This is a genomic window from Pantoea sp. X-Soil-TKNS-1279, assembly GCF_059730565.1.
The window spans coordinates 24,243-48,418 of record NZ_AP035950.1; the positions used below are offsets into that span (position 1 = coordinate 24,243).

General features: G+C 53.3%; 24 protein-coding genes and 1 pseudogene. 9 read left to right on the forward strand and 16 right to left on the reverse strand.

The window, feature by feature from the left end; genetic code table 11:
• Positions 1 to 40: 40 nt before the first annotated feature.
• Together AC6I8N_RS23425 and AC6I8N_RS23430 are read left to right on the forward strand one after the other, a co-directional pair.
• Entirely contained in the window at positions 41 to 283 is a 243-nt protein-coding gene (locus AC6I8N_RS23425) for a type II toxin-antitoxin system CcdA family antitoxin (RefSeq protein ID WP_497831274.1), read from the forward strand.
• Positions 284 to 286: 3 nt separating this feature from the next.
• Positions 287 to 595: a CcdB family protein gene (locus AC6I8N_RS23430; protein WP_021182259.1), complete on the forward strand. Its 309-nt coding sequence runs from the start codon at positions 287 to 289 to the stop codon at positions 593 to 595.
• Positions 596 to 605: 10 nt separating this feature from the next.
• Here AC6I8N_RS23430 and AC6I8N_RS23435 read toward each other — a convergent pair.
• The 3 genes and pseudogenes from AC6I8N_RS23435 to AC6I8N_RS23445 form a co-directional block, all read right to left on the reverse strand.
• Positions 606 to 764: pseudogene (locus tag AC6I8N_RS23435) on the reverse strand (ABC transporter substrate-binding protein); the annotation flags it as partial.
• A gap of 286 nt (positions 765 to 1,050) precedes the next feature.
• The gene (locus AC6I8N_RS23440) at positions 1,051 to 1,734 is read right to left on the reverse strand and encodes a type 1 glutamine amidotransferase domain-containing protein (RefSeq protein WP_208727198.1); all 684 of its coding nucleotides are present in this window, start codon (positions 1,732 to 1,734) and stop codon (positions 1,051 to 1,053) included.
• A 26-nt stretch (positions 1,735 to 1,760) separates the two neighbouring features.
• Complete coding sequence (locus AC6I8N_RS23445; protein WP_497831349.1) at positions 1,761 to 3,188, reverse strand: coniferyl aldehyde dehydrogenase; 1,428 nt, start codon at positions 3,186 to 3,188, stop codon at positions 1,761 to 1,763.
• Positions 3,189 to 3,303: 115 nt separating this feature from the next.
• Between AC6I8N_RS23445 and AC6I8N_RS23450 the strand changes: the two genes are divergently transcribed.
• A complete protein-coding gene (locus AC6I8N_RS23450) occupies positions 3,304 to 4,194 on the forward strand; it encodes a LysR family transcriptional regulator (RefSeq protein WP_497831275.1) in 891 nt (296 codons plus the stop codon).
• A 27-nt stretch (positions 4,195 to 4,221) separates the two neighbouring features.
• Here the strand turns inward: AC6I8N_RS23450 and AC6I8N_RS23455 are convergent, their stop codons facing one another.
• Positions 4,222 to 6,006 carry a tannase/feruloyl esterase family alpha/beta hydrolase gene (locus AC6I8N_RS23455; protein WP_497831276.1) on the reverse strand — a complete coding sequence of 595 codons (1,785 nt, stop codon included), beginning with the start codon at positions 6,004 to 6,006 and terminating at the stop codon, positions 4,222 to 4,224.
• A gap of 123 nt (positions 6,007 to 6,129) precedes the next feature.
• Positions 6,130 to 7,041: a LysR family transcriptional regulator gene (locus tag AC6I8N_RS23460; protein WP_497831277.1), complete on the reverse strand. Its 912-nt coding sequence runs from the start codon at positions 7,039 to 7,041 to the stop codon at positions 6,130 to 6,132.
• A 101-nt stretch (positions 7,042 to 7,142) separates the two neighbouring features.
• Between AC6I8N_RS23460 and AC6I8N_RS23465 the strand changes: the two genes are divergently transcribed.
• The gene (locus AC6I8N_RS23465; protein WP_497831278.1) at positions 7,143 to 8,261 is read left to right on the forward strand and encodes an alkene reductase; all 1,119 of its coding nucleotides are present in this window, start codon (positions 7,143 to 7,145) and stop codon (positions 8,259 to 8,261) included.
• A 6-nt stretch (positions 8,262 to 8,267) separates the two neighbouring features.
• On the forward strand, positions 8,268 to 8,978 hold the full coding sequence (locus AC6I8N_RS23470) for an SDR family oxidoreductase (protein ID WP_497831279.1): 711 nt from the start codon (positions 8,268 to 8,270) through the stop codon (positions 8,976 to 8,978).
• 382 nt (positions 8,979 to 9,360) lie between these two features.
• Here the strand turns inward: AC6I8N_RS23470 and AC6I8N_RS23475 are convergent, their stop codons facing one another.
• Both AC6I8N_RS23475 and AC6I8N_RS23480 read right to left on the reverse strand, forming a co-directional pair.
• Positions 9,361 to 9,945 carry a MarR family transcriptional regulator gene (locus AC6I8N_RS23475; RefSeq protein ID WP_497831280.1) on the reverse strand — a complete coding sequence of 195 codons (585 nt, stop codon included), beginning with the start codon at positions 9,943 to 9,945 and terminating at the stop codon, positions 9,361 to 9,363.
• A gap of 254 nt (positions 9,946 to 10,199) precedes the next feature.
• Entirely contained in the window at positions 10,200 to 10,538 is a 339-nt protein-coding gene (locus AC6I8N_RS23480; RefSeq protein ID WP_497831281.1) for a DUF488 domain-containing protein, read from the reverse strand.
• Positions 10,539 to 10,746: 208 nt separating this feature from the next.
• On the opposite strand from AC6I8N_RS23480, the gene AC6I8N_RS23485 reads away from it, so the two are divergent.
• Entirely contained in the window at positions 10,747 to 13,038 is a 2,292-nt protein-coding gene (locus tag AC6I8N_RS23485) for a FepA family TonB-dependent siderophore receptor (protein WP_497831282.1), read from the forward strand.
• A gap of 41 nt (positions 13,039 to 13,079) precedes the next feature.
• Here AC6I8N_RS23485 and AC6I8N_RS23490 read toward each other — a convergent pair whose 3' ends face one another.
• From AC6I8N_RS23490 to AC6I8N_RS23505, 4 genes are all read right to left on the reverse strand, one after another.
• On the reverse strand, positions 13,080 to 13,652 hold the full coding sequence (locus tag AC6I8N_RS23490; protein WP_497831283.1) for a flavodoxin: 573 nt from the start codon (positions 13,650 to 13,652) through the stop codon (positions 13,080 to 13,082).
• 171 nt (positions 13,653 to 13,823) lie between these two features.
• The gene (locus AC6I8N_RS23495) at positions 13,824 to 15,041 is read right to left on the reverse strand and encodes an OprD family outer membrane porin (RefSeq protein ID WP_235056546.1); all 1,218 of its coding nucleotides are present in this window, start codon (positions 15,039 to 15,041) and stop codon (positions 13,824 to 13,826) included.
• A 275-nt stretch (positions 15,042 to 15,316) separates the two neighbouring features.
• Positions 15,317 to 15,964, reverse strand: a complete 648-nt coding sequence (locus tag AC6I8N_RS23500) for an NAD(P)H-binding protein (RefSeq protein ID WP_497831284.1) — start codon at positions 15,962 to 15,964, stop codon at positions 15,317 to 15,319.
• Between the two features lie 14 nt (positions 15,965 to 15,978).
• A complete protein-coding gene (locus tag AC6I8N_RS23505) occupies positions 15,979 to 16,932 on the reverse strand; it encodes a LysR family transcriptional regulator (RefSeq protein WP_497831285.1) in 954 nt (317 codons plus the stop codon).
• Between the two features lie 143 nt (positions 16,933 to 17,075).
• Between AC6I8N_RS23505 and AC6I8N_RS23510 the strand changes: the two genes are divergently transcribed.
• Positions 17,076 to 17,366: a DUF1330 domain-containing protein gene (locus AC6I8N_RS23510; RefSeq protein ID WP_021182273.1), complete on the forward strand. Its 291-nt coding sequence runs from the start codon at positions 17,076 to 17,078 to the stop codon at positions 17,364 to 17,366.
• 50 nt (positions 17,367 to 17,416) lie between these two features.
• On the forward strand, positions 17,417 to 17,941 hold the full coding sequence (locus AC6I8N_RS23515; protein WP_497831286.1) for an NAD(P)H-dependent oxidoreductase: 525 nt from the start codon (positions 17,417 to 17,419) through the stop codon (positions 17,939 to 17,941).
• Between the two features lie 43 nt (positions 17,942 to 17,984).
• Here the strand turns inward: AC6I8N_RS23515 and AC6I8N_RS23520 are convergent, their stop codons facing one another.
• Positions 17,985 to 19,340: an MFS transporter gene (locus tag AC6I8N_RS23520; RefSeq protein ID WP_497831287.1), complete on the reverse strand. Its 1,356-nt coding sequence runs from the start codon at positions 19,338 to 19,340 to the stop codon at positions 17,985 to 17,987.
• Between the two features lie 165 nt (positions 19,341 to 19,505).
• Positions 19,506 to 20,474: an AraC family transcriptional regulator gene (locus tag AC6I8N_RS23525; protein ID WP_021182276.1), complete on the reverse strand. Its 969-nt coding sequence runs from the start codon at positions 20,472 to 20,474 to the stop codon at positions 19,506 to 19,508.
• A gap of 179 nt (positions 20,475 to 20,653) precedes the next feature.
• On the opposite strand from AC6I8N_RS23525, the gene AC6I8N_RS23530 reads away from it, so the two are divergent.
• Entirely contained in the window at positions 20,654 to 21,844 is a 1,191-nt protein-coding gene (locus tag AC6I8N_RS23530) for an MFS transporter (protein ID WP_497831288.1), read from the forward strand.
• Positions 21,845 to 21,861: 17 nt separating this feature from the next.
• Here the strand turns inward: AC6I8N_RS23530 and AC6I8N_RS23535 are convergent, their stop codons facing one another.
• From AC6I8N_RS23535 to AC6I8N_RS23545, 3 genes are all read right to left on the reverse strand, one after another.
• The gene (locus tag AC6I8N_RS23535) at positions 21,862 to 23,118 is read right to left on the reverse strand and encodes a chloride channel protein (protein ID WP_497831289.1); all 1,257 of its coding nucleotides are present in this window, start codon (positions 23,116 to 23,118) and stop codon (positions 21,862 to 21,864) included.
• 109 nt (positions 23,119 to 23,227) lie between these two features.
• A complete protein-coding gene (locus tag AC6I8N_RS23540) occupies positions 23,228 to 23,443 on the reverse strand; it encodes a hypothetical protein (RefSeq protein WP_021182279.1) in 216 nt (71 codons plus the stop codon).
• 207 nt (positions 23,444 to 23,650) lie between these two features.
• Complete coding sequence (locus AC6I8N_RS23545) at positions 23,651 to 24,049, reverse strand: (R)-mandelonitrile lyase (RefSeq protein WP_415174238.1); 399 nt, start codon at positions 24,047 to 24,049, stop codon at positions 23,651 to 23,653.
• Between the last annotated feature and the right edge of the window lie 127 nt (positions 24,050 to 24,176).

A 24,176-nucleotide genomic window follows, 5' to 3' on the forward strand; every position in this document is an offset into this window, starting at 1 on the left:
GTGTAGACTACACATGTAACGGTATGGACGGAGGTGCAGCATGCCAAACGCAGTGCTAAAAACACGCAAGCAGAACGTCACACTCACTCTGGAACCCCAGCTACTGCAGCAGGCAAAGGAGGCAGGGTTAAGTTTGTCTCAGCTATTAGCCAATGCGATAGCCGAAAAACTACGTGAAAATGCGGTTGAACAATGGCAGCGGGAAAATACAGATGCCATTTCAGACTTGAACCGACACATGGCGCAAAACGGCGTATTTTCAGACATGCACAGGAAATTTTAACTGATGCAGTATCGGGTATATAAAAACAAAAATGCGTCTAAGTTTTATCCACTGTTGCTGGATGTACAGAGCGATATTATTGAAAGTATTGATTCGCGCATCGTGATCCCGCTGACCCCAATTGAACTCTATCAGGGAAAAGTTGTGCAGCGCCTAAACCCAACTCTACATGTTGAAGGTAATGATTATCTGATGATGACGCATGAGCTGGCAGGTGTTCAACTCACTGTTCTGGGTACAGAAGTCTGTAGCCTTGCCAGCCAGCGTGAAACGATCAGGACCGCTCTGGATTTCATTATTGACGGATTCTGAACCGCCCGAATTACGGCTTACCCGGCTGCCATGTCCCCACATCCTGCGCATCAATTCGTTTTGGCAGCAGTTTCGCAGCATAAAACGCATCGGCAATCTTCTGCTGTTCGCTCAGGTCGCTGCTCGTCATTGGTTCAATCTGGTAGCTGCGCTGAGCATTGGCTTGCTCCGTGGGAGACGGCGTTTCTCGCGCGTAATAGGTAAGATCGACTCCTGCCAGCAATAGACGTCGCGTGTGCATGGCCGTTCCTTTTAATGTTTAACATTAAAAGGAGGGTAAGATGGGGACGGCAGTGTTCCAACTGCCGTGTTTGCATAAGATTTGCCGGATTTTGACTTAGTAGCGGCGCGATTTATCGCGCAGGTTTTGCCGGACTGCGCGATAAATCGCGACGCTACGAATTTATGTAATCTGAGGCCCGAAATGATTGCGCTTCCGGGCCGGATATCAGCAATCAGTTGCCCGCAAGCTTACTCACCAGACGCTTAGCCACTTCTTCTGAACTGGCCGGGTTTTGCCCGGTAACCAGATTGCCATCCTCAACCACAAACGGCATCCAGTCAGCGCCTTTCTGGTAGTGCGCGCCAAGGGCGATAAATTCGTCCTCGATCAGGAATGGCACCACGTCGGTCAGTTCGACGGCAGCTTCTTCGCTGTTGGTAAAGCCCGTAACCTGTTTACCTTTGATCAACGGTTCACCGCTGGCGGCTTTAACATGACGCAACGCGCCCGGCGCGTGGCAGACGAAACCAATCGGTTTACCGGCGCGATCGAAGGATTCAATCAGATTAATCGACTGAGCAGATTCCGCCAGATCCCACAATGGACCATGACCGCCGGGATAGAACACGGTATCAAACGCGGCCTGATCAACGCTTTCCAGTTTCACCGTCGTTGCCAGCGCCTGTTGTGCGGCCGGGTCCGCCTTAAAGCGGTCGGTCATTGCGGTCTGAAAATCGGGCAGGTCGCTTTTCGGATCAAGCGGCGGCTGTCCGCCTGCCGGTGAGGCCAGCACGATCTCTGCTCCTGCGTCCTTAAACACGTAGTAAGGTGCCGCAAACTCTTCCAGCCAGAATCCGGTTTTCTTGCCGGTATTACCCAGCGCATCGTGGGATGTCAGTACCATTAACACTTTCATGATAAATCCTCTTTTTACACAGTAACTTACTGCTGTTGATCGAGCAGGGATGTCAGTAACGCCATCTTGTCCTGATAAGGGGCGCGCAGCCGCAGATTGGTGGTGCCCACCTCGTCCTGCACCACCACAGGTTTGGCATGGCTAAAGCGGCGGAAACCGTGAATGCCGTGATATGCGCCTGTACCGGATGCCCCGACGCCGCCGAATGGCAAACTGTCGAGAGAAGCATGGGTCATGACGTCATTAATCACCAATGCGCCCGAGGTGGTGCGCTGTGCCATCTGTTGTTGACGTTGTGCATCGTTACCAAAATAGTAGGCCGCCAGCGGGCGCGGGTGTGCGTTGATGTAATCAATCGCTTCTGCCACCGACGTTGACCAGGTCTTGACAGGCAACAGTGGGCCAAAAATCTCCTCCTGCATCACTGCCATCTCTTCCGTCACCGCCAGAATTAAATGCGGGGCGATTTTTCTGCTATCGGCATCGAAAGCCGGTTCACCTTCGGGGGCCAGACTGATAATGCGTGCGCCTTTATTTTGCGCATCCTCCAGCAGATTGATCAGCCGTTGATAATGGCGATCGCTGATGATAGCGGTGTAATCCGGGTTCGACTGTACGGTCGGGAATGCCTGCTGCATAAAGCTGCGAGCGGCGGTGACAAAGGCGTCTTCGGCACCCTCCGGCAGCAGCAGATAATCGGGAGAGATACAGATTTGCCCGGCGTTAAAGGTTTTGATGGTCAGGGTTCTCGCTGCGGCCAGCGCCGGATCCGCATCCACATCGACCACCACCGGCGATTTACCGCCCAGTTCCAGCGTGACCGGCACAAGATTTTCCGCCGCCGCACGCATAACGTGTTTGCCGACATTGGTGCTACCGGTAAACACCAGATGGTCGAAAGGCAGACGGCTGAAAGCCTGTCCGACATCGGCATCACCCAGCACCACGGTAAGCTCCTGAGGATCAAAATAGCGGGCAACCAGTTCGGCCAGCAGTTCCGAGGTTTTCGGCGTCAGTTCTGAAGGCTTCAACATCGCTGTATTCCCGGCAGCAAACACACCTGCCAGCGGGCCAAAGGCGAGGTTAATCGGAAAATTCCACGGGCTGATAATGCCGACCACCCCGAGCGGTTGCGGCACAATCCATGCCTGCATGCCCGCTACCGGTACGTCGGCGCTTTCCGCTGCCATCCAGCTTTCAAGATTATCAGCGGAATGTTGCAGCATATTGATGGTGGTGACCAGGTCTGCCGCCATCGTCTGGTAAGCGCTGCGATGGCCGAAATCGGCGTTAATTGCGTTAGCGATCGCAGCATGATTGTCGCGAATCAGCGCGATGCTGCGTAGCAGACGGTCGCGACGTAATGCCGCAGAGGCTGGACCTGCCTGCAAATGGGCGTTTTTCATGCTGTGCAGAATGTGCAGCAACTGCTGATCGTGTTGGGTAGCGTTCATCATGTTGTCCTGTTAAATCGGGTCACTGATTAAGATGCGACGAGCTTACCTGCGCTGGATTTAGCTGGCTAACAAGGCTATTTTGGTGGGGGTATAAATTTATTTATGGGGTCTTATGTCACTGGTCCGTTTGCGTACCTTTATGGAGGTCTACCGTCAGCGTTCAATATCCGGTGCTGCCAGAGCGCTCAACCTGACGCAGCCTGCGGTTTCTCAACATATCAGCGGATTGGAAGTGGCCATCGGCCGACCGTTGTTTGAACGCCAACCGCAAGGTGTCTTACCCACGCCTGCGGCGGAAGATTTGGCCGCAGATATCGGCAGCAGCCTCGACACGGCGGAGTCAGCGCTGGCGTCGGCGAGAGCGCGTTCGATGGATGTCAGCGGTACGCTGCAAATCATCGGTCACGCCGATTTTATGGCGGATAAGCTGGCGGGGGAGTTGCTGCTGCTGCTGGAGAGTGGCATCCGGGTTCATATGCATACCGGGGACGGACCGCTGGTGACGCAAATGGTGGTTGAGGGGCATTGCGATTTAGGCATTACGGCCCATCCGGTGACGGATAGCCGATTAAAAGGTGAAGTGATATTTCGCGATAAGGTTCTGGCAGTTGCCTCACCGGGCGTGGCGTCGCGACTGAATGCCAGTGCGGATTTTGCCACTGACTTACTGCGAGAACCGCTCCTCGCGTATAACCTGGAATTGTCGCTGATTGACCACTGGCTGGAAAAAAACCGCATCAGCTACCAGACGCTGCTCCCGGCGATGGTCGGTCAGGATTTACGCGGTCAACGTAGTTTGCTGGTCCAGGGGTTTGGCTGGTCGGTGATGCCGCAGTTTCTGTGCCAACAGCAGATCGAGCAGGGGGAGCTGGTGGCGCTCCACGCCCCGGTGGGGGACACCGAGATTCGCTACAATTTGGTGTGGCTGGCCAGCGCGTTACGTCAGCCCCGAGTCGCCCACGCCCGCCAGACGCTGGTGTGGCGGCTTAACCGGGCCGAGTGACAACTCACCCGCCCGGTCAGGAGATCATTACGGCTGAATCTCCAACCTGCCGCCTTTAGCGACATAGTTCTTTTGATTGTCAGGACCAATAAAATCGCTGGCCGGCTTACTCACCACCAGATTGTCATAGGCTGCTGATTTCACTGACACATAATTCTCCGCCTTTTCGGGTGAACCTGTACCCTTGTATTGCGCGATATACGGATAAGGGAAGACCGGTCGGGTGGCTTTTAAGGGAGGCATGGCAGAGGCTAGCGGTGAACTGGCGCGCTGAACGCCGTGAAATTGCACTTCGGCGCTTACGTTGCCCGCGGGCATTTTGCCCTGGGGCGGCATCGGCGGCATATCCACCTTGGCTTGTTGCGCTGACTTACCTGTCATCAGCGCTTGCGGTGCAACCTGTTGCTCGGTCCATGCCATCAATGGCGTCAGCAAATCGATCTGATCTAACCCCTCACCACCACCACAATGGCCCACGCCTGGCAGCAGAAACAGGCGGATAAATTTCTCAGTGGATTGCTTACCGAGATAAGCCTCAACGCCACGGTAGTAAGCGATGGAGAACGCCGGGCTGACAGAATCATCCGCCAGGCCGTGCCACATAATCAGCTTACCGCCGCGCGCCATATAGCGACTCAGGTTGGTGTTAGCGGCGTTATACAGCGGAGCCAACTGTGCGACAGCCGTGAAGTTCTGTTTGTTGAGTGGGAAGTCACGCATCGTAGTGATGTTCTGCTTGCCACCTGGCAACAATACCGATTGCAGCGCAGGCAGCGCCATCATCTCTGACATTGAATGACCGTCTGCGCTCTCTGGCACCGGCCAGCGTAGCTCTGATCCCAGTGGCAGACCCGCCACCACAAATTGATTGCCTGCGCTGTCGTAAGCTCCACGATAGAGTTTTTCCGCCACGCCGATTTCTTCTGCGGTCAGACAGTCTGATTTATCGCTTTGGTTGGCGGCACAGGTCTTAACCCAGTTGGGGGAGAAGGCGCAGGCATACGGATTTGCCAGCAAACCATCGTTGACGCCAGAAAGTGTTGGACAGTGCGCCAGCACCGCACGATGGAGAATCGGCAGGCGGTCTTTCAGCAGGATTGCGCTGCCATCCGCGCGTTGATTGGCGACCACATTCCAGCCGTGGAAAAAGGAGTTTTGGAACTGGAAAAACGCTGCCGGTGCGCCGGCGCTGATACCATCAAAATCATCCGGGAAGCGCTGTGCTTCCATCAGCGCTTCGCGTCCGCCATCGGAGCAGCCCATAAAGTAGGCGTACTTTTGCGCCTGACCGTAATACGCCTGGATCAAGGCTTTTGCCAGCAGCGCGGTGAGATGATTGGCGCGATACGCAAAATCGATACGTTTTTGTGGATCCTCTGCCCAACTGGCATCCATCATGCCACCGCTATGGCCCATATCTGTCGCTGCAACGACAAACTCGCCCTGAGTGGCGGGCACACAGCCGTTGGCATTCGACAGGCTGAGGTTAATTTGGCCACATAATCCGCCACAGCCCACTTGCAGAAAACGTTGTGTCCACTGCTGTTGCGGTAGCGCTACCTCAACACCGATCGCCGGTGCGATGCTGGCCTTAACCTGGCAGAATGTCCCTTTATCGGTTTTCAGGGACGTGGCAGATGTGAGGGTGACTTTCTCACCAAGTTTGTCGCTAAAGTTAACGGTCGTTAACTGGCCACACTCCATCACCGGCTTTACAACGGCTAAGTTCACGGAGGCACTAACCTGCGTCGCAAACATCATGACGCCGGTGACTATCAGCCATCCTAAAATTCTGTTTTTTATTGCATTCATGGTATCGGTTCCCGTTTTGTCACCGCTGTGGTGTGGTTTTAATCTGGGAATGATAGACAGAAGCAAAATTTTAAAGTGGATTTTTTCAATATTTTAACGAATCAAACTAACCAGACCGTGCTATCAACTGTTTTCCAGCCAGCCAATAAAAAAATCACTGAACGCCGCCACCTGTAACGGTTGGAAACGCCGCTGTGGATAGACGAACTGTAATCCTACCTGACGACTGTCATTGCGGCTGAAACCGATAAAGTGATCGCCAAACAACACTACCAGTTTGCCTTGTTCCACATCGCGCTTAACATCCCACCACGACTTGCTGGCGATACCTGCACCAGCCAACACCCACTCGCGGATCAACGCGCCATCATCGGAGATCATTGCCGGGCTGATTTCCAGCGTCCTGATCTCACCTTCCACTTCAAAACGCCACACGTTGAGTAACGAACCACGCTGCTCCATGATCAGGCAGCGATGCTGGGGCAGTTCCAGCGGATGGCCCGGCGTTCCCTGGGTGGAGAGATAGCCCGGTGAGGCCACCAGTACCCGGTGATTAGGTTTGATGTCGCGTTTGATCAGATTACTGTCGGGCAAATTGCCAAAGCGAACGCTCATATCGAGGCGCTGAGCAATCAGGTCTTCGATGTCCTCGCTCAGCAGTAACGTGCTTTTGACTCCGGGATGGAGGCGGGAAAACGCCAGCAATGCCGGGGAAAGGTACTGACGACCAAAATCCGACGGTGCCGAGATGCGCAGGGTCCCGCTCAGCACACCCTCCTGTTGCGCCAGTTTTGCCTCAGCCTGCTCCATCTCCTCCAGCACGCGCAACGCCGATTGATAGAATTCTTCACCCACCCGGGTGAGAGAGATCGCGCGGGTCGAACGATGGAAAAAACGCGTCTGATAACGCTCCTCCAGCGCTTTCAGGCGTGCGCTCATGGTGGCCGGTGACAGGTTCATACGGCGGCCAGCCGCTGCCAGTCCTCCCGCCTCAACCACCTGCACCAACAAGGTCAGGTCTTCCAGTTTGCCCATATTATTCAGCTTTTCCGAACAGAGATTCAGTTTTTATCATCATTATCAAAATACCTGCAAGGGTTTAGTGTCAACGTTTTCTATTCACGAGGAACGTAGGGATGGCAGAGAAAATGTTGTTACAGCCAACTCAACTGGGCGGTATGAAATTAGCAAATCGTATCGTTATGGCCCCAATGACACGGGCGCGCACCGCGCAACCGGGTAATATTCCGACGGCACTGATGGCGGAATATTATCAGCAGCGCGCCACGGCAGGGTTGATCATCACCGAAGCGACGCAAATCTCGCCGCAGGGGCAGGGTTATTCCTGGACACCGGGTATGCATACGGCGGAACAGCAGGCCGGTTGGCGTCTGGTTACGGATGCGGTGCACCACGTCGGTGGCAAAATTGTCTCGCAATTATGGCATGTCGGACGCATGTCCCATCCCTCCTTTCATCCCGATGGGCAGCCGTTTGCGCCGTCCGCCATCCCGTTTGACGGCCAGGTGTGGATTGTTAACGAACATGGAGAGGGGAAGATGATTGACTGTCCTGTGCCGCGCGAGATGACGCAACAGGATATTCAAACGGTGATTAACCAATATCGTCAGGCAGCGCTTAACGCGATCAATGTCGGTTTCGATGGTATCGAGGTACACGGTGGCAATGGTTACCTGGTGGATCAGTTCCTGCGCCGCACTTCTAACCAGCGCACCGATCAATATGGTGGCCCGCTCAGTAACCGCATCCGCTTTGCGCAGGAGGTGCTGACGGCCATCAGCGATGCGATTGGTGTACAGCGCACCGGTATCCGCCTCGCACCGTTTATTACCCAGCGTGGCATGGACGATCCTGAAGCGGTGGATGCCATCCTCGCCCTGGCACAATGGTGTGAGGAAAAGGGCATTGCCTTTATCCACCTGGCAGAAGCCGATTGGGATGACGCGCCCACCATCCCGGATAGCTTCCGCAAGTCGCTGCGTGCGTCGTTCAGTGGAACACTGATCGTTGCCGGGAACTACACGGTGGAAAAAGCAGAAACCTATCTGCGGGCGGGGTGGGTAGATCTGGTGGCTTTTGGTCGTCCTTTTATCGCCAACCCGGATCTACCGGCGCGTATTGCCAAGGATCTGCCACGGGCGGTCGTCACCGATCCTTCCACGCTCTTTGGTGGCTCGGCGGTTGGTTACACCGACTATCCGCGCTATGACAGCATCGCGGCAACGCAGGAGTAACTTCTGATGTCACAACGTACATTGATTATTGGCGGCACGTCAGGTATCGGCTTTGCGGTGGCTAATCTGCTGACGCAGCGGAGTGATAAGGTGATTCTGGCGGGACGCAACGTCGATAAGTTGCAGGCTGCGCAACAGCGACTTGCGGCAGAGGCTGAAATTCATGTCCTTGATATCGCCAATGAAGCTCAGCTAGCTGAGTTGGCAGGCACGCTCGGCAAGGTTGATAACATCATCGTGACCTCGGCATCGTTTGCGCAGGGCGGGGCGCTCAGTACCCTCTCGCTGTCTGCGGCGAAAGAGGCGTTCGACACCAAATTCTGGGGCAGCCTGGCCGTAGCGAAATATCTCAGCCCATGTCTCAATCCACGCGGCACCCTGACCTTTACCACCGGATTTCTGGCACGTCGCCCGATTGCCGGAACCATGGTGAAAACTACCATGAATGCTGCGCTGGAATCGGCCGTTAAAATTCTGGCGAAAGAGCTTTCACCGATACGCGTCAATGCCGTTAGCCCTGGTTTAACCGACACCGAGTCACATGCGCATCTGGACGCACAGGCGCGTCAGCGAATGCTGGATAACGCTGCCGCCTCATTGCCGGTAAAAACCTGGGGCAAACCCGAGGACATCGCGCGTGGGTATCTGTTTATTATTGATAACCCTTTTGTCACTGGCACGATGATTGATATTGAAGGGGGCGGGTTGGTAAGTTAGTCAGTGAATGACGTCCGTTAGCAAGTATTGTGACGGACGTTTGTCATTAGTTTGTAGGGGGGTACTTTATGACGAAGTCTGCATATGCTCTCGGTTACCAGCACAATGTCCAGATCTACTGTTGCTCTAAAAGGAGCATCGAGATTTTTGAAATGCAATGCGCAGGCGTTGGCAGCCACCGATCAGGATGTACTCTTCCTGGTAAGCTTGCATATGTTCCGTTAAAAATCGCTCACCTTCCATAGATTCCCCTTTCATCCCTCTTGATCTTTAAGGTTGTTATAAATGTCCATTTCCAGCTTATGAAACGTGGTTTTCACGCGAACATCTGATCTGTTCAGACGAGAAAAGATCAGAAACACCGGGTCGATCACACCGTTCTCTATGAGTGGGGTATAAGGGAAGATCTGTAACTTTCTGAGAAGAAATAACGAGTAGCTCGAGCAGTCCCTTTAACATCAATAAGTTGCTTTGCTAACAATTTCCTGACAGCGCGCGATACAGCCATTTTAGGCACACCTAAAATTCTGATGATGTCAGTGCTATTGAAACCGTCACCAAAATATCCCGATAAGCAGTAACACACAAAATATGACGGAATAATCCCAAAGGTTTTTTCGGTATCAACACGGGTTGTGTCATCAGTGCGTTCATCCTTCTCACGATGGACGAACAGTGAGGGTAGCATGGTATAACGCCCAGGGATGATTAACCCAATTCTCAATTGCTTAACCAGAATCTTTAACTCGGAGCTAACCTTATTCGTTACGAGAATGAGTGGCAGGTTAAGCTGACTCTCGATTCTTCTTATCTGGAGGAAGTTATTTGCTGCAAGCACGTTGGCATCAGCAGCAGCCAGAATCAGGAACGGCTTCGTTTCAATCCGAACTTGCCTAAGTTCAGAACAGTTTTTGAGCTGAAAAGGTAGCTGGTCGTTGAGGTTTTCTTCAATGGATGTGTCTAACAAAAATGATGAGGAAACATACTTAATGCGTCATGGATTAATCGATTCATTTTATCCCCTCTCTATCCAGATAAGTAGAGTAACTAATATGCGTTACTATAATGGTCTTTTTGTTATCTTATTGTTTATAATGCATTTATTAAAAACAATGCGTTACGTTAATGCTGGTGGTATTGAGGAAGCGTTAATTACCTTTTCCCCGTAACAACGGCATTATCATGGTTTTAACAAAAACCACCAGAATAACCTCTGGCCTTCTAATTGAGCACGCCAAGCCACTCTCTCAGTACATCGGCGTGGTTCTGCGCCGTATTCTTCGTTGCATATAACAGCGTGATGTTACCTCTCGCCACTAGCCTACGCCCTTCATCCACATGCTCTGTAAGCTCCTGCAAATAACGTGCACGAAACGCGGCGAAATCGATCAAATCAGCGTGAAACGCTTTACGCAGCACAGTCGACGGTGCCAGGGTTTTATTCCATTCATCATATTGGAGGTCAGTTTTCTTCACTCCGCGTGGCCAGAGCCGGTCAACTAACACCCGATAGCCATCCTCGGGTGATGCGGATTCATAAACGCGTTTACATTGGATCACGCTGATTGCTCCCTTTCTTTTTCGTATCTCCTTATTTTATCCATAATTTTAATTGTCCGGTGATTACCCTCAGGATTGAGATAAAGGACGTAACCTAATGCGATTAGGTGTGTCATTTTGTTTCGGTTATGTCAAATATAGGAATGATTATGATAATTATTCTCATGCTCATTTCTGAGTGTGGAAAATAATAACTGGACGTAACAAAATGTCTCACTTAATTGGAAAAAGGAAAACGACCCTTTCATTACTGATTGGGCTGGTCATCCACAGTGGTTTCTCTCTGGCAGCCGAAACACCATCAAATGTTTTATCGTTACAGGAGCAGGGGGCAGCAACCGCAACTGACGCTAACTCAGCGCAGAAAAGCAAAACCGAACCGACGGTCAATCCGACCAACGAAGACACTATGGTCGTTTCGGCCAAAGCTGAAGAGAAACTGAAGCAGCAGCCTGGTGCATCGCTGATTACCAAAGAAGATTTGGAACGCAATCCGCCGGTCAACGATCTGTCCGAAATCATTCGCAAAATGCCGGGTGTGAACTTAACCGGTAACAGCGCAACCGGTAGCCGTGGTAACAACCGTCAGATTGATATTCGCGGTATGGGACCAGAAAACACCCTGATCCTGATTGATGGCGTGCCCGTCTCTTCCCGTAGTTCCGTGCGCTACAGCCGCACCGGCGAACGTGACACCCGTGGCGACAGCAACTGGGTTCCGCCGGAAATGGTCGACCATATCGATGTGTTACGTGGCCCGGCGGCGGCACATTATGGTTCCGGCGCGATGGGCGGCGTGGTGAATATCGTCACCAAACGTCCGACTAACGACTGGCATGGCTCGCTGTCGCTTTACACCAATCAACCGGAAGACAAGGATGAAGGCGCGACCAAACGCATGAACTTCAGCCTGAGCGGTCCACTGGTGGATGATGTGCTGACCATGCGTCTGTACGGCAACATCAACAAAACCGATGCTGATGCCTACGATATTAATACCAACGAAAACGGTTCTTACGCGGCAGGTCGTGAGGGCGTGCGCAACCGCGATATCAACACGGCGGTGCAGTGGAAGATCAATCCGCAGCAGTACATGGATTTCAACTACGCTTACAGCCGCCAGGGCAACATCTACGCGGGTGATACCCAATACAGCAACAGCAACCTGAGTACCCTGGTGCCGACCTTATACGGTCAGGAAACCAACCGCATGTATCGCCAGGCCTACAGCGTGACCCATAACGGCATCTGGGACTGGGGCCAGTCCAAACTGACCCTGAGCTATGAAGATACCCACAACACGCGGCTCGACGAAGGCTCTACCGGCAAAGTGGAAGGGATGATCAATAGCGACACCTACAACACCAGCCGTTATAAAACCTGGCGCATCAATAATGAGTACACCATCCCCTTCACCCTGCTGGTGGACAATACTCTGACGCTGGGAGCTGAATGGAATAAGGAGCAGTTGAACGATCCGGCATCAATGCAGGAAACGGATGCGACCGGTATCGATATCAACGGTGTATCGGGCGATCCTTCCCAGCGCAGCAGCAAAAACAGCCAGGAACTGAGCGCCATTTACCTGGAAGACACCATTGATGCCTTCGACGCCACCACATTGATTCCGGGTCTGCGTTTTGATTACAGCGATCGCTTCGGCAGCAACTGGAGTCCCAGCCTGAACATTCAGCAGGAACTGGGTGATCACTTCACGCTGAAAGCCGGTATCGCGCGTGTGTTCAAAGCGCCAAACCTGTATCAGTCCAGCGAAGGTTACCTGCTGGCAAGTAGCGGTAACGGTTGTAACATTGGGGGCAGCAACGGCTGTTACTTGATGGGCAACGCCGACCTCAAACCCGAAATCAGCGTCAACAAAGAGATCGGACTGCAATGGACGGATGAAGGTTACAGCGCCGGACTGACGTATTTCCGCAACGATTATCAGAACAAAATCGTCGCGGGGGATAATTCGCTGGGTACGGTGAGTGTGGCAAGTTCCTGGTATTCTTCCACTTATGATATCTACCAGTGGCAGAATGGCGGTAAGGCGCTGACGCAGGGCCTTGAAGCCAACCTGACCATTCCGTTGGTGGAAGATACCCTGAACTGGCGTACCAACGCGACTTACATGTTCACCTCGAAATATAAATCGACCGGTAACCCGTTATCGTTGATCCCGAAATACACGGTAAACAGCTGGCTTGATTGGCAGATGACCGATGCACTCTCCGCCACCTTAAGCTGGACCATGTATGGCCGCCAGCATCCGCGTACTACGGCAGAAATTCGTAAGGAAGCCAGCGGATTGTCGGAAAATGAGGTGGGGGCTTACGCCATCTTTGGTGTCGGTATGAACTACCAGTACAACAAGAACCTGCGATTCACTGCCGGTATCAGCAACCTGCTGAACAAGCAAATCTATCGTGAAAACGAAGGCGCTTCGACCTATAACGAACCGGGTCGCGCGTATTATGCAGGTGTGACAACTTCGTTCTGATCGCTGAAAGGGAAGACCTGAGAAAATCGTAGCGGCGCGATTTATCGCGCTGCTACCAACCAGTCGAGGGTTTTTTCCATGGTCTGGCGTTCCTGATCGGCCTGCATAATAAAAGGCGCAAGGAGATGGGCACCCGGCGCTGATTTTTCCAACACGGCCAGACTGTCCCCGATGCCATAACCACCATGCGTGATAAACGGAACAATCGTTATTCCCGAGAAATCATGGCGCGTTAAAAAAGATCGGACGATGGCAGGCAAACTCATTCCCCAGATTGGATAGCCAAGGTAGAGGGTTTTATAACGTTTTATCTCAGCCAGATCATGCAGCAATGGCGGATTAAATCCGTTTTTGCGTTCATCGCTTGCCTGTGCAACCATCTGGAGATAATCAGCCGGGTAGGGTGTTTGCGGCAGGATTTCATGTAGATCGGCTTGCAGGGCGCGCTGAAGAATCCCGGCAATCACCCGCGTGTTGCCGCTGCGTGAATGATAAGCCACCAGCGAATCCGACTGACCGGTGATGATTGCCGCTGCGGCTGGCTGCGTCAGCAGGGAAATACCCGCGAGAAAAGGCAGTAGCTCCCTGCGAGACAGGTTAATGTTATCGTCCATACGACCTCATCATAATTTATCCAACTCAAACAACCTTAAAGGTTAATCTGCGCGGATAAATACACGTTTTGCGGCATTATTGATGAACGGAGGTCATAGGCCTTATTTCATATTTGGCGGAGAACGTGACGGCGGGGGGAAAATGGCAGCACGCGGCTGCCATTTTTTAAATCAAAGAATCGAGAACGGATATTCAACAAATACGCGTACTTCATTACCGCCGACATTATAATCAGCAGCGTCTGAGGAGACGCGCAGTGAAGAGAAGCGCAGCTTCACTTTCAGGTCTTTAGCGGCACCATCAGGCACCTTGTACTGCACCTGATTAAAGAATTCATGTTCGTGCCCATTATCGGTGGCCGAGGTTTTGATATTGTCACCACGTACATAAGCAACGTCATAGCTAAGACCGTTAATGCCGACACCACTCAGGTCGATCGAGTAAGCAACCTGCCACGAACGCTCGTCCTCGCCATTAAAGTCAGACCAGTAAGAGTTCGCCAGCCAGATGGTGCTGCCGCCATCACCGACGCCGCCCTGATTGCGGTAGCCGCCATAATGGTAACCGGTGCTGCCGCTGCTTTGCTGATAAGCCACCTTGAAGGTATGAATATCAAAGGTATAGCTTGCCGCCAGACTCCAGATGGTATTGCTGCGGCCAGTGTCGAGTTGATTGGCGTATTCCTGATTCAGGCGCGAATTATAGCCGTTGAAGTCGAGGCCAAAGGATTGATTGTCTGCCAGCGGCGTTTTGTAATTCAGGCCAAGGTATTGCTTATTAATCACGTCTTCGACATTGGAAGCGTAAAAGGCACCGCTCAATTGATCGGTAAACTGATAACTGGCACCGGCAAAACTCAGCGATTTCAGGCCGGTATCATGGCTGTCGTCGCTTTTCTGTTGTTCATCGGTAAAGTAACCGGCGGTGACGTTTAATCCGGCCACTTCCTGCGAGTTCAGCATAAAACCGGTATAAGTTTCATCAAGCAGACGCGAGTCATCTGCTGTCAGGATTGGCAGCATCGGGCGCTGAGTACCGTAGCTGAGCACGGTATTGGAAAAGCGCATTTTGGCGGTGGCGCCGAATTTCGCCAGATCAGATTTGGCTTTGCCATCGTTATCCTGAGCAAAGAAATCGATACCACCTGCGCCGCTACGGCCGCGACCGCCATCCAGTCTGACAGCATATTGCGCCAGACCATCAACGCCAAAACCTACCGGTCCCTGAGTAAACCCGGAAGAAAAGTTGGCAATGATGCCCTGTCCCCACTCACGACGAGTGCGAACACCTTCGTCTTTATAATCCCTGTTGATATACGCATTGCGTAAAAGTACATCAAGATGACTGTCTTCAAGGAAGCCGTTTGATTCCTGAGCCGCAGCGGCCATTCCAGAGAGGCCAATTAATGATGCCACCAGTGAAAGTTTGAATATCTTTTTCACGTTATGTCTGCCTTATAAATTCGATATTATTTTGTTAATGCTGAAAGTGCGCGCGGGATATTAACATTTTACGCTTCGTGAAAATGGGCTCATTTTTATCGATTTATGCGGTTTTATTACGGTCAAATCATGACGGGGCGTGACGATATTATTCGCGAGTATTGATGCCTGCTACCGAATATAAAGGGAACAGGCATACCTGAAGGGGCAATCAGGGGTTGTCAGTGGCGATCAGACCTGACCAGCAGGTCTGAGGTAAGCACCACCAGGCCATTGGCCGTCGGTACGGTGTTGATCAGTGCTCGCGCCACTGCCCGTGCTGACACCGGGCGGTAAGCGCCGGGCAGGAGGGGGGCGAAGAGTCTGGCAATCGGGCTGGCAATGATTTCGCCCAGTCGCCGTGGTTGTTGCAGATGCGCCCGCGAACCGAGCAGCAGCGAGGGTTGGGCAATCACCAGCGCGGTGAAATCCATCGCTTTCAGCGCATCCTCCAGATCTCCTTTCACCCGGTTATAGAAAATAGCGGATTTTGCATTGGCAGCGGCAGCGCTGACCAATCCTACCCGCCGTGCGCCTGCCGCTCTGGCGACCGCCAGATTGGCCTCGAAGTCGACAGCACGAAACGCGGCCTGGCTGCCAGCGACTTTAATGGTGGTGCCCAGCGCCAGATAGACTTCATCCGTCGGTGGCAGCGCAGGTAACTGGCTAAAATCCACAACATGGACCTCAAGTTTTGGGTGTTGAAGGGGTAATGGCCGACGGCTGAGAGCATGCACTGCCGAGACGGTCGGGTCGGCCAGCAGAGCCTCAAGGATCAATCCCCCCACCAGGCCGGTGGCACCGGCCAGTAGTACTGTTCTTGTGGACATGGCGCAATGCTCCTTTAGCCGCGAAACTGTTCAAGTTCTTCATAATTAATAGTCAATTTCCGGTCATCCCGGAAGGCGTTCAGCAGGTAATCAACGACAACCTTAACGCGTGGAGCAATCAAGGCGCGATGGGGATATTGAATCACCATCTCGTAATTGCCGGGGTCATGCTGACCATAAAGTACGATTTTGAGCTTGCCGGATTGTAAGTGGTCGAAGGCGTTGTGAACACCGACCTGAGCAATGCCGTAATCCAGTAACGCAGCATCGACCAGGGCTTCGGGGGCGGAAACCGTCAGGATGTTCCCTTCCGGCTCCAGAACTGAGTAGCTGCCGTCCTGGTTCCTGAATCCCCACGGTGAAACCCGTCCCACCAGGAAGCGTCGGGTGATCAATCTGTGGTTGCTTAACGCTTGTGGATTGGCAGGGATACCATAACGATCGAGATAGGCGGGCGAGGCGACCAGAACCATGTTCATACGGCAGACTGAACGAGAAACCAGTGAAGAATCAACGATTCGGCCGCCCCTGACCGCCAGGTCATAACCCTCTTTGATGATATCCGTCACTCTGTCATCAAAGTCCATTTCTACCGTCAACGCGGGGTATTGCTCGGTCATACCTGGCAGCACGGGCAGAATGTGGATGCGGCCAAAAGCGGAACTGGTTGAAATCCTGACGTGCCCGCTGATTTGCGCCTTCTGTGCCACCAGCGTATCAACTGCACCCTCAAGTGCGTTCAGGGCAATGCGCGCCTGATGGATAAACGCGTTGCCTTCTTCAGTCAGCGTCAGGCGGCGCGTTGTCCTGTTAAGCAGGCGCACCCCAAGCGCCTGCTCCAGACCGGCAATATTTTTACTCACAGCGGCAGTGCTGATCCCAAGCTGCCGGGCACAGGCGGCAAAACTGCCCTTATCCACTGTTTCCACAAAGGTGAGGATGGCACGGACATGGCGTGAAATCTCCAACCTACTCTCCCATAATGCGATTAATAACCTTAAGTTAACTCAAGTTCAACCACGGGTGTAGTTCAGGTTAATAATATTATTTTTTATACTTCCCCACGTCGTACCGCCTTCCCCTGAATATGCTTGCTATCTGGAGAGTTCCTATGAAACCCGCCTTCATTATTTTTACTTTCACCGTGACCGATCCTGAAGGGATGAAACCCTACCTGGCAAAGGTGGCAGAAACACTGAAAACCTTTAATGCACAACTCCTGGTACAGGGGGCCGAAAGTTTCTGTCTGGAAGGAACCGCACCAGAAGGGAAAACGGTGATTTTGCGCTTTGCCGACCTTGAAACCGCCAAAGCCTGGTATTACTCGCCAGCCTATCAGGCAATTCTTCCTTATCGCCTGACATCAGCCATTACCCATAGCTGGATTGTTGAAGGTGTGTAATTTCACTCTCAGAAAATGTGTTAATTAATTCAGACTGCAAGAGATACCCAATGAAAACATTAATTATCGTTTCACATCCGTATAAACAACGCTCTCATGTGATTAAAGCACTTGAGCATACCGCTGAAGCACAACCCAATGTTGTGGTACGTAACTTAGACGATATTTACGGTGATGATGTCACCGCTTTCGATATTGTACTGGAGCAATCTTTCTATGCCGATGCTGAACGAGTGGTGTTTATTTTCCCCATTCACTGGTTCAATCTCACGCCAATGCTTAAGGCTTATTTAAATGAGGTCTGGACCTATGGCTGGGCATTTGGTCCGGAAGGCAATGCGCTAAAAAATAAGGAATTGTTGGTTGTTGCTTCGGCCGGTGCCAGTGAATTTACTTATTCTCATGCCGGTTTGATTAACAGCACTTTCGCAGAAGTGATGACGCCGATGAAAGCGACAGCGCTGTATTGTGGTATGCACTACCAATCGCCTCTTTCCTTCTATGGTGTGGCGGGTGCAGGTCCCGATAAAATTGCGGAATACCAGGATGTGTTAGCGCAGAAATTGCGTGCCTGATGCGAAAAGGGCCGGATCTGTATTCCGGCCCCGTCGTATCGCGTTAAGCAGGCAAACGTGTTCGGCTGATCATCCACCAAATCAGTGACATCAGCATCGCCATCGCAGCAATCAATTTTAGTCCGGTAATCAGGTTCTCATCACCGGCGTAGCTAATCAGCAGGCCAAAGACCGCCACCCCCATTACGCCACCCATCTGCCGCGCGCAGGAGAAGAGTGCTGAGGCAGATCCGGCTTCCTCATTGGATGCCTGAGAAAAGATCAGGTTTGCTACCCCGGGCATCGCCAGGGAGGTTCCGGCCCCCAGCAACATCATCGGCAGGAACAATTGCCAGGCGCTCCAGTCCGGCTTTATGAATAACAGCAGCGCGAAACCGACACAGCTCACCAGACTGCCCAGGCAGGACAGCCAGCGGAGGCGAAAACGTCTGCCGAGCTTACTACTGCTGAAATTCACCACGGCGGTAAACAGCATCATCGGCAAAAATGCCAGACCGGTCTGCAACGCGGTCAGCTTCAGCTCGCTCTGGAAAAAGATACTGAAAATGAAGACGGCACCGTAAAACACCATGTTGCACACAAAGCCGATGATCACGCTGCTGACGATCAGTTTATTGCGTAGCACGGATGGCATCACCACCGGATCGGCGGATCGCTTCTCGTGCAGCACAAATCCCACCAACGCGAGCAGCCCGACCAGCAAAGCGGATAAGGTGATCGGGCTTCGCCAGCCGAAACGGGCGGATTCTGTCAGGGCAAAGGTCAACAGGCCGAGGGCGAGTACAATCAACACCTGACTGGAGAGATGAATTTTCCGCTGAAAACGCGGGCTGACAGGGGCAAATCGTAACGTGAAGTACACGCTCACCAGGCCGACAGGCACGTTGATGAGGAAAATACTTTTCCACCCCAACAACTTAATCAGCAAGCCACCGACAACCGGGCCTGCGGCCAGCGCGAAGCTGCCAGATGCAGCCCACATGGCAATCGCCCCGGCGCGCGCGTGAGCATCTGAAAAATATTGGCGCAGCAAGGTTAGTGAGCTGGGAACCAGCAGCGCAGCGCCCACTCCCTGAATGCCACGGGCGGTATCCAGCCAATATATGCTGGGTGCAAAGGCGCAACTGAGTGAAGCGCCGATGAAAATCAAAATCCCGGCGATAAAAACGCTTCTGACCCCAAAGCGATCGCCCAGGGTGCCAGCCCCCAACAGCAACGCAGCAAACAGCAGGGAATAGGCATTCATCACCCATTCAAGATCGCTGATTCCGGCATCGAAATGATGGCGGAGCACCTCCAGGCCGACGTTAACGATACTGACATCCAACTGGACCAGAACAAAACCCAGACATACGGCGGCGGTGAATAACCGGTCCCGGCCTGTTTTATTTATAAGCATGATAATTCCACAGATAACCGGGCCAACATCGGTTGGCCCCTGAGCGATGATGAAACAGAGAAAACACCACCTGATAAACCCGGTCAGGTCAGCGTTGGGGAGGATGTTAGCGCGCGGTGATGGGATTATTAATAATCAGAAATCCACATTTGTTTGGTGAAAGTCTCATTCCTGCTTATCAGATGCAGCATGTTTATCCCTGAAGGAGGACAGTCGATACAGCGGTCCATCGCGCGATGCAGCCCGATGCGCGGAAGGCGAGACACCGTAAACCCGCCGGAAGACGGTGCTGAAGGTGCTTTCAGCGGCATAGCCCAGGCGAAACGCCAGATGCTTGATCGGTTCGGTGCTAAGTCGCAGGGCCTTGCTGGCGAGCTGCATTCTCCAGTGGGTGACATAATTCAGGGGCGATGTCCCGGTCGTTTCAGTGAAACGACGGGCAAAACCGGCACGCGACAGGCCGGCAATTGCGGCGAGCTCCATCAGTTGCCAGCTTTTGGCCGGTTCCGCATGAATTGCCGTTACCGCCCGCATTATCCGTGCGTCCTGCAAGGCGCCGATCCAGCCATGCAACTGTGCCTCCTCAGAAAATAACCAACTACGAAACCCTTCGATCATCACCAGATGCATCAAATGGTTGCCCGCCAGCGCCGAACCGGGGCGATTTGACTGGCTTTCATCATGCAGCCTGGTCATCAGCCAGTTAAGTGTGGAGGAGGACTCAGAAGTGGAATGCAGAGGAATCACCACCGGCAAAACGTTGAGAAGTTGTTCAGCGGAAACCGGATCAATCTCCATTTTTCCCGCCAGCAACAGGCTGTCTTCACCGCCATAATCGGCCAGGCCATTTTTTCTCACATAAGGCACGCTTTCTGATGAGACAGGCAGCAGTGCCGGGTCGGAGGCCATGATAAAAGGTGCGGATCGCGTAATAATGACCCCGTCACCCGGCGACAACGCTCGCCAGTGATTCTCTGCCTCCAGACGAAACCAAATTTTTCCCTGCCGGACCGCCATAAATTTCATGCCGGAAAAGCCAGGGTAACGCATCGACCAACAGGGGCCGGTGGTCTGCCCGGTGGTCACATAACTTTGTGCCGACAGAAGTTGAAGCACATCAGACAGCAGGTCCATAAGACTTTCACCAAAAAAAGAGTCCCATTAGATTAGCAAAAGACTCATCAGCAAGCGTCTGGCTATTGATGATTTTATTTCATAACACCATTGGCTTTTAACGGCTTAATTTCACGATGGATGTTTGCTAAAAAGGCCGATTATCCAGCCATTTTCCGTTATGAACAGAAGGAGAACGCGTGACCAAACTGGCACCCTCAGTGGGGATGTCCCAAAGCCTGACCCTGTTATTCTCCATTGCTGGCGGTATGGCGGTGGGCAACCTGTATTGGGTACAGCCGCTGCTGCACGATATCGGTGATGCCTTCCATATCTTGCCGGGCCATGCGGGTTTGTTGGTGACGCTGACCCAGATTGGCTATGCCGTGGGTGTGATGTTGATTGTCCCCCTTGGCGATAGTCATAATCGCCGCCGCCTGATCCCGGCGATGATGGCGGTTTCCGCGCTTGCGCTGCTCGCCAGTGCGCTTTCTCCCTCCTTTGCTTTCCTGCTTGTCTCGCTGTTTTTGGTGGGGCTTACCACGGTGACGGGGCAACTGCTGATTCCACTGGCAGGTGACCTGGCGGCAGACAACCAGCGGGGCAGGATCGTCGGGACGGTGGTTTCGGGGGTGTTGACTGGCATTCTTGCGTCACGCACCGTCAGTGGGCTGGTGGCCGATGCATTTGGCTGGCGGGCTATTTATCTCTTTGCTGCGATGATGACGCTGGTGTTGGCCGCGATCTTATGGCGTGCTCTGCCCGGTGATCGGCCACGTCAGGCGGGTTCATACCTGCAACTGTTGAGCTCCGTGGTGACGGTGGTGCGGCAGCATCCCACCGTGCAGGTGACACTGATATTAGGTGCCCTCGGTTTTTCGGTTTTTACTCTGTTCTGGACCGGACTGACGTTTTTACTCAGCGCGCCCCCGTTTGGATTTAGCGCCAGCCAGATTGGTCTGGTCGGCCTTGTGGGACTGGCCGGTGCGCTGGCAGCACGACGAGCGGGGCGCTTGCACGATCGGGGATGGTCGGTCGGTGCGACAGGGGCTGCGCTACTGCTGGTGATGGTTTCACTGATCATCGCGGAGGCCGGTGCAACATCCATCATCGCGATTCTGGTGGCGGTGTTATTGCTGGATGTGGCGATTCAGGCGATCAACGTACTTAATCAAACCCGGTTGTTCGCGGTGGACGCACAGGCCCGCAGTCGCCTGAATACGGCTTTTGTGGTCAGCAACTTTATCGGTGGGGCGATTGGTTCCGCGCTTGCCGGTACATTGTGGCAACTGGGTGGCTGGTCAGGCATCACCACCGGGGAGATGATGCTGACCGCCTGCGCGCTGCTGATCTGGCTGGCACAACGCAGGCGGCTCAGGGGGTTAAGTTAGGGCAGGGCGATGTTAGATTAACGCTGCGTTTTCTCCAGTACCCGGCAGGTGATCACCGCACCTGCGGCGCACAGCAGGGCGGGGACAAAATAGTCATGGTTCATATGGGTAAACTCCATCACCAGCGTTACGGCGGTCAGCGGCATTTGCATTGAGGCGGCGAGGAAGGCGGCGCCGCCCACCAGCGCAAAGCTGCCGATGTCGCCACCGGGGAACGTCAGTTGCCAGAGTGCGCAGAGCAGCAGGCTGAGCAGACCACCGACCGTCAGACCAGGGGTCAGTAACCCGCCTTCGGCACCACCGCGTAATACCGCCAGAATCACCACCATTTTTAAACCTAATAACCACGCCGCATGGTGAAAATTGATGCTGTCGCTCAGCGCCAGTTGCATGGGGCCTTTGCCGTTACCTGGTAGTTCCGGGAACCAGAGGCTGAGAACAGCCAGCAGGGAAAATGCCAGCAAACAGAATACGGGCATCTGCCAGTTGCCTTTCACCCCGGCGCGGGCGGCACCGGTGGTTTTACGGAACAACCACGCACCAGCTCCCAACACCGGGCCAGCAACAATCGCCCACGCCAGAAATGACGGAGACAGGACACCAGAGGCAAAGTGATATTGTGATTCATTGCCCAAACCCAGCGTGGCGGTCCAGGCAGCGATGGCCGAAGTGATAATCGCCGCCAGCGTTTTCTCCCAACTGAATGACAGCAACAACACTTCGAGGGTAAACAGCGCACCAGCCAGCGGCACGTTATAGACGGCAGCCAGACCGGCACCGGCACCACAGGCTATCAGCGTACGCGCCTCATCAGCCGCTAATCCTAGGCGACGGGCCATAAAGCCGCCTGCCAGCGCCCCCATTTCACGCGGGGCAACTTCGCGCCCCAGCGGTGATCCCAAGGCAACGGTGACAATTTGCAGCAGTGCGTGCAGGGTGGTGGTGCCTGGCGGCATCGGTGTGGCGTTGGATGAAACGGCGGCTTTGATAGAAACCCGTTTGCGGCCATAGCGTCCCAGTAACCACCAGCCACAACCCGCCACCAGGCCGCCGGTGATAATCGCGGCAAGACGCCGCAAGTGATCGGCATCGGTCACGCCCTGGAGAAAGGATTCGGGACTAATGATGCGGTCCATGCTGTAACCAAATGCGAGATGCTGAATGCTGTGCAAGATCATGGCGAGAAGCATCCCCGCCAGACCGGCGAGGAATCCGGTCATCACCACAGCGACCAGACGTATTAGCGGCTTCGTTTCGCCAACAGGATGAGTCATTACCTGGCGTCCTTGAAGAATTGAAGACGCAAAGATAACAGGAACTTAGTAAATATATCGTCTATCAAGACCAATCTGCCAGCGCGCAGACACGTCTGAAGGGGGATGCTCAGGGATCGAGAGATTCAGGGATGCTGATTTTTTTGAGTTTTATCATGAATCGATCGCCCTCTTTTTTAATCTTTGCTCCCCGCTCACACCAGTAATCAGAGAGGGCAAAAAAGTCATCGCTGCTGATATCAAAATCAATGATGACTTCTTTATGTTCACCGCTCAGCAGCTTGTCGTTAACGTCACGAATTGAGATCGCTTTTACGCTTTTCATCTCGTTCCCCGGATTTTAGAAAACAGATCGTAGCGGCGCGAGTTATCGCGCTGTTGTCAGGTTAAACCCACGCGATAACTCGCGCCGCTACGAGTACGTGCAAACACTACGCTTTTTTTAGCACAGTTTTTTGGCCGCTTCGGAAAATTCGGAGTAAACCACGCGAAATGTTAAGCGCCGCGGCAGCTTAACGGCTGAGCGTAACGGTTACTTTTGGTACTGTTCGTCGGTGACTTTTTCCATCCAGTCAACCGGGCTGCCATTCAGGGATTCGGCAATCGCGATATGCGTCATGGCATTGTCAGGTGTAGCGCCATGCCAGTGCTTCACCCCTTCCGGGATAAAGACGATGTCACCCTGATTCATTACCACCGTTTCTTCACCTTCACACTGAATCCAGCCCTGGCCGTGGGTGATGATCAGCGTTTGTCCCAACGGGTGGGTATGCCAGGCGGTACGCGCACCCGGTTCGAAAGTGACCGTCGCGCCACCGACACGCGCTGACTCCGTACCGCTGAAGGGGGCATCGATCCTCACCGTACCGGTGAAATACTCTTCCGGGCCTTTACGTGATGGAACGGAGCCGTTAGCGATAATTTTCAACATGTGATGTCCTCTTTTGTCGTTCACGAGTGATGCAATCACTCTAGCAAAGGCGGTGTTAAGTGATTAGATAGCGTAATGCGATTAAACCTATGAGCATTGCTCATGAGTTCCGCCCAGTCAGAGATAC